The organism is Pseudomonas sp. CM27, assembly GCF_013179515.1.
Classification (GTDB): Bacteria; Pseudomonadota; Gammaproteobacteria; order Pseudomonadales; family Pseudomonadaceae; genus Aquipseudomonas.
The window spans coordinates 1-5,893 of the sequence record NZ_JABMCN010000320.1 but is presented as its reverse complement, the minus strand read 5'-3'; the positions used below and the strand labels follow the sequence as shown (position 1 = coordinate 5,893).

Genomic DNA, 5,893 nt, shown 5'->3' with positions numbered 1-5,893 from the left:
AAGCGTTCATGGCAGGGTCCTGGCAAAAAGGTGGAAGGCGCCGTCCGGTGGTGACCTGGATCAGTGCGGGCAAAGCAAAAATATCGCCACTCACTGAAAATGTCTACATTTTTATAATTCGACTACGTTCTTTGAGATTGTCCATTGTTTTTCGCCAGCCATCGGTTTCGGTATGATCGGCAAAACGTTTTGAGGAACAGGATCTTGGAAGCGCTCGCCCCACGACAAAACTCAGCATTCAGCGGGTATGAGAGGCTCAAGAAGGACATCATCCGTGGCGTGTTCAAGCCAGGCGAAAAGCTGTTGATGAGCGCCCTAAAGGACCGCTACGACCTCGGCGTGGGCCCCCTGCGCGAGGCGCTGTCGCAACTGGTGGCCGAACACCTGGTCAACGCGATCAGCCAGAAAGGCTACCGCGTGGCGCCCATGTCGCTGGACGAGATGAACGACATCTACGATGCCCGCGCCAATCTGGAGGCCATGATCATCGCCCTGGCCATCGAACGCGGTGACGATGCCTGGGAGGCGTCGGTGCTGGCCCACTCGCATACTTTGGCCAAGGTGGTGGAAGTGAAAACCCGCGAACAGCGCCTGGATGTGTGGGACGAACGGCACAAGGCGTTTCACACTGCCATTGCCTCGGGTTGCGGCTCCAAGCACCTGCTGCAGGCACGTACTTACCTGTTTGACCAGGCGGAGCGCTATCGCCATCTGTGGCTGACGCAGACGGTGTTCTCCGAACAGGCGCTGGAGCTCAAGCGCCAGGAGCATGCCGCGCTGGTGGAGGTGCTCCTGGCCCGCGATGCCAAGCGCGCCAGCGCGATGATGCGCTCGCACCTGATGACCCCGGTGCCGATCATTGCGCAGATCATGCATGCCGAAGGGATTGGCGCACGCTGAACTGCTTGCTCATGCCTGGCCGGCGACAGGGCCGGTGCAGGCTAATGTGCCAGATGAATTTTTCTTAAATCGGCGGTTGTCTATTCTTTGGCACAATCAAGTCTCTATTAGATGCCCGGGAACCAGCATGCCTCGCGTACTGACCATCGAAGACGACGCCGTCACCGGCCAGGAAATCGTCGCCGAACTCTCCAGCCACGGCCTTGAGGTGGATTGGGCCGACAATGGCCGTGAAGGCCTGGCCAAGGCCATTGCCGGCGGCTACGACCTGATCACCCTGGACCGCATGCTGCCCGAGGTCGATGGGCTGACCATCGTCACCACCCTGCGCAGCCTCAAGATCACCACGCCGATCCTGATGATCAGCGCCCTCTCGGATGTCGACGAGCGGGTGCGCGGCCTGCGTGCCGGCGGTGACGACTACCTGACCAAGCCGTTTGCCTCCGACGAGATGGCGGCGCGGGTGGAGGTCTTGCTGCGCCGCAACAGCGTGCCCATGACCCAGACCCGCCTGCAGGTCGCCGACCTGCAACTGGACCTGATCAGCCACGAAGCAAGGCGCGGCGAGCAAGCCCTGAACCTGCTGCCCACCGAGTACAAGCTGCTGGAATACCTGATGCGTCACAGCGGTCAGGTCATCACGCGGATGATGATTTTCGAAGAGGTGTGGGGCTACCACTTCGACCCGGGCACCAATCTGATCGATGTGCATATCGGCCGCCTGCGCAAGAAAATCGACTCGCCCGGCCAGTCGCCGCTGATCCGTACGGTACGGGGCTCGGGCTATGCCATTGCTGAACCCGTCTAAAGGCTGGAGCTCCTCGACCAGCCGCCTGCTGGCGCTGTACAGCTTTCTGTTCGTGGCCTGGAGCAGCATCCTCATGGGGGTGCTGTACTTCGAGGTGTCCAGCTATCTGAACAAGCTCACCCGTCATTCGATGCTGCAGCGCCAGCACCTGTTCGCGCACATGAGCGGCAAACAGCTGGACGACGCGCTTATCGCCAGCCAGGCCTTCGAAGAACGCAGCTTCGACGCCTACGGCCTGTTTGACGCCCAGCTCAACCCGCTTGGCGGCAGCGTGCGCGCCGTGCCCCCGGAGCTGCGGCTGGACGGCAAGATCCATGAACTCAAGCGCTGCCTGGATGCCGATGACCCGCGCATGCCTCGCGACAGCTGCGATGCAGTGGCAATCAGGGTCCAGGATGGCCGCTGGCTGGTACTGTTCCGTGATAACGGCTCATTGTTCGTGGTCACCCGGATCATTCTCGATGCTCTGCTGTGGGGCATTTCCCTGACGCTCATCCCGGGCTTCGCCGGCTGGTACCTGTTGCGCCGCCGGCCGCTCAAGCGCATACGCGCCATTCAGGCCCAGGCCGAGCTGATCGTCGCCGGCGACCTCACCCACCGCCTGCCGCTGTCGGCCCGGCGCGACGAGCTGGACATGCTGGCTGCCATCGTCAACGCCATGCTCGACCGTATCGAACGGCTGATGCACGAGGTGAAGGGCGTGTGTGACAACATTGCCCACGACCTGCGCACCCCGCTGACCCGCCTGCGCGCCCAGCTGTACCGCATTCGCCAGCAGAGTGACGCTGATTCCATGCAGGCCGAGGCGCTGGACCAGGCTATCGGTGAGACCGACACCCTGATGGCACGTTTTCGTGGGCTGTTGCGCATCAGCGAGCTGGAAGACCGTCAACGACGGGCCGGTTTTGTCCAGCTCGATCCGCATGAGCTACTGGTAGAACTGCACGATTTTTACCTGCCGTTGGCCGAAGATGGCGGCATCCATCTGGTATTGCACCAACCTGCTCAGCTACCGGCACTGCACGGTGACCGTGAACTGCTGTTTGAAGCACTTGCCAACCTGGTGGGCAACGCCATCAAGTTCACGCCCGAAGGCGGGCAGGTGCAGGTAACCGCCACGCATGACGAGAACGGCGTGCATGTAGCGATCGAGGACAGTGGGCCGGGTATCCCGGAAGAAGAACGAACCGCGGTGTTAAAGCGCTTCTATCGCAGCGATGAAGGCCACCGCCATGCCGGGTTCGGGCTGGGGTTATCGATCGTTGCGGCGATCGTCGACTTGCATGGGTTCGGGTTGGAGATTGGCGAGAGCCCGTTGGGTGGAGCGAAGCTGGTATTACATTGTCCACTGGCCGGGCTAGCCAAATAACCATTGGGGCTGCTTTGCAGCCCAATCGCCGGCAAGCCAGCTCCCACAGGTACAGCGCAGGCCTCAAAGGCGATGGTGTACCTGTGGGAGCTGGCTTGCCGGCGATTGGGCCGCAACGCGGCCCCACTTGCTGGATCAGTCAGCCAGACGCCAGGTAGTAGCGCCCTTGCTGTCTTCCAGCACAACACCCATGGCGGTCAGCTGGTCGCGAATGCGGTCCGACTCGGCCCAGTTCTTGTCCGTACGCGCCTGCAGGCGCGCCTGGATCAAACCCTCGACCTCGGCCGCATCCACCTTGCCCTCGGCACCGGCCCGCAGGAAGTCATCGGCATCCAGCTGCAGCACACCCAGCACATCGCCCAACTCGCGCAGGCGACCGGCCAGGCCGGCGGCAGCTACCGCATCGCTGTCACGCAGGCGGTTGATCTCGCGCACCAGGTCGAACAGCACGGCACAGGCTTCGGGGGTACCGAAGTCGTCGTTCATCGCCACGCTGAAACGCTCGACAAACGCTTCGCCGCCCTTGGCCGCCACCCGTGGCAAGCCGCGCAAGGCGTGGTAGAAGCGCTCCAGCGCACCCTTGGCGTCACGCAGGCTGTCTTCGGAATAGTTGATCGCACTGCGGTAGTGGCTGGCCACCAGCAGGTAGCGCACCACTTCCGGGTGATACTTTTCAAGCACGTCGCGGATGGTGAAGAAGTTGTTCAACGACTTGGACATCTTCTCGCCATTGATGCGGATCATGCCGCAGTGCATCCAGGCGTTGGCGTACTGCTTGCCGGTGGCCGCCTCACTCTGGGCAATCTCGTTCTCGTGGTGCGGGAACTCCAGGTCGCTGCCACCGCCGTGGATGTCGAAGCTCTCGCCCAGGCAGCAGGTCGACATCACCGAACACTCGATATGCCAGCCCGGACGGCCCGGCCCCCATGGCGATTCCCAGCTCGGCTCACCTGGCTTGACGCCTTTCCACAGCACGAAGTCCAGCGGGTCCTGCTTGGCTTCGTCGACCTCGATACGCGCACCGATGCGCAGGTCTTCGATTTTCTTGCGCGACAGCTTGCCGTAGCCGACGAACTTGCCGACGCGGTAATACACGTCACCATTGCCCGGGGCGTAGGCATAGCCCTTGTCGATGAGGGTCTGGATCATTGCGTGCATGCCGGCGATATGGTCGGTGGCACGCGGCTCCTGGTCCGGCGGCAGGATGTTCAGGCGACGCTCGTCTTCGTGCATCGCATCGATCATGCGGGCAGTCAGCGCATCGAACGTTTCGCCGTTCTGGTTGGCCCGATTGATGATCTTGTCATCGATGTCGGTGATATTGCGTACGTAGGTCAGGTCGTAGCCGCTCTTGCGCAGCCAGCGGGTGACCAGGTCGAAGGCCACCATGCTGCGGCCATGGCCCAGGTGGCAGTAGTCGTACACGGTCATGCCGCACACGTACATGCGCACCTTGTTGCCATCCAGCGGCTTGAAGGTTTCCTTGGCTTTGCTCAGGGTGTTGTAGATGGTAAGCACGGCGGTTCCTCAGCTGCCCCAGGAGTCACGCAGGGTGACGGTGCGGTTGAACACCGGGCGGCCCGGCTGGCTGTCTTTCAGGTCGGCGCAGAAGTAGCCTTCGCGCTCGAACTGGAAGCGGTCCTCGGGTTGCGCCTGGGCCAGCGACGGCTCGGCACGGCAACCGCTGAGCACTTGCAGCGAATCCGGGTTGATATTGTCGAGGAAGCTGCCGCCGTCTTCGGTCTTTTCCGGGTTCGGCGAGCGGAACAGGCGGTCGTACAGGCGCACTTCGCATTCGACGCTGCCTGCGGCCGGCACCCAGTGGATCACGCCCTTGACCTTGCGGCCTTCGGGGTTCTTGCCCAGGGTTTGCGGGTCGTACGAGCAGCGCAGTTCGACGATGTTGCCGTCGGCGTCCTTGATGGCCTCGTCGGCGCGGATCACATAGCTGCCACGCAGGCGCACTTCACCGGCAGGCTCCAGGCGCTTGTAGCCCTTGGGCGGCTCTTCCATGAAATCGTCGCGGTCGATGTACAGTTCACGGGCAAACGGCAGCACGCGCACGCCCATGTCTTCCTTGGGGTGGCGCGGCAGTTCAAGCTGCTCGACCTGCCCTTCCGGGTAGTTGGTGATGACCACTTTCAGCGGGCGCAGCACGCACATGGCGCGTGGTGCGGTGCGGTCCAGGTCGTCACGGATGCTGAATTCGAGCATCGACATGTCGACCACGCCGTCGGAACGGTTGGTGCCGATCATTTCGCAGAAATTGCGGATCGAGGCCGGGGTGTAGCCACGGCGACGGAAGCCGGACAAGGTCGACATGCGCGGGTCGTCCCAGGCATCGACGTGCTTTTCATCGACCAGTTGCTTGAGCTTGCGCTTGGAGGTGATGGTGTAGTTCAGGTTCAGGCGGCTGAACTCGTACTGGCGCGGGTGCGCCGGTACCGGCAGGTTGTCGAGGAACCATTCGTACAGCGGACGATGCCCTTCGAACTCCAGGGTGCAGATCGAGTGGGTAATGCCCTCGATGGCGTCCGACTGGCCATGGGTGAAGTCGTAGTTGGGGTAGATGCACCACTTGTCACCGGTCTGGTGGTGGTGGGCATGGCGGATGCGGTACAGGATCGGGTCGCGCAGGTTCATGTTCGGCGATGCCATGTCGATCATGGCCCGCAGCACGCGCTCGCCGTCCTTGAACTCGCCGGCCTTCATGCGGGCGAACAGGTCGAGGTTTTCCTCCACGCTGCGCTCGCGGAACGGGCTGTTCTTGCCCGGCTCCTTGAGGTTGCCGCGGTATTCCTTGGCCTGCTCGGGGG

Annotated in this window: 5 protein-coding genes; 3 read left to right on the top strand and 2 right to left on the bottom strand. The window is 62.4% G+C overall.

Going from position 1 to position 5,893, the window contains the following annotated elements:
* Nucleotides 1-204 precede the first annotated feature (204 nt).
* The 3 genes from csiR to HP547_RS26690 all read left to right on the top strand — a co-directional run bounded on the left by csiR (nt 205) and on the right by HP547_RS26690 (nt 3,077).
* Entirely contained in the window at nt 205-900 is a 696-nt protein-coding gene (gene csiR / locus HP547_RS26700; protein ID WP_172227585.1) for a DNA-binding transcriptional regulator CsiR, read from the top strand.
* A 127-nt stretch (nt 901-1,027) separates the two neighbouring features.
* Complete coding sequence (locus tag HP547_RS26695) at nt 1,028-1,708, top strand: response regulator transcription factor (RefSeq protein WP_172227583.1); 681 nt, start codon at nt 1,028-1,030, stop codon at nt 1,706-1,708.
* A complete protein-coding gene (locus HP547_RS26690; RefSeq protein ID WP_172288410.1) occupies nt 1,686-3,077 on the top strand; it encodes a HAMP domain-containing sensor histidine kinase in 1,392 nt (463 codons plus the stop codon). The genes HP547_RS26695 and HP547_RS26690 overlap by 23 nt, the downstream gene beginning before the upstream one ends.
* A gap of 135 nt (nt 3,078-3,212) precedes the next feature.
* Here HP547_RS26690 and cysS read toward each other — a convergent pair whose 3' ends face one another.
* Together cysS and glnS are read right to left on the bottom strand one after the other, a co-directional pair.
* A complete protein-coding gene (gene cysS / locus HP547_RS26685; RefSeq protein ID WP_172227579.1) occupies nt 3,213-4,595 on the bottom strand; it encodes a cysteine--tRNA ligase in 1,383 nt (460 codons plus the stop codon).
* Between the two features lie 9 nt (nt 4,596-4,604).
* Nucleotides 4,605-5,893, bottom strand: a 1,289-nt coding sequence (glnS, locus tag HP547_RS26680; RefSeq protein WP_172288408.1) for a glutamine--tRNA ligase, incomplete at its 5' end; no start/stop codon positions are given.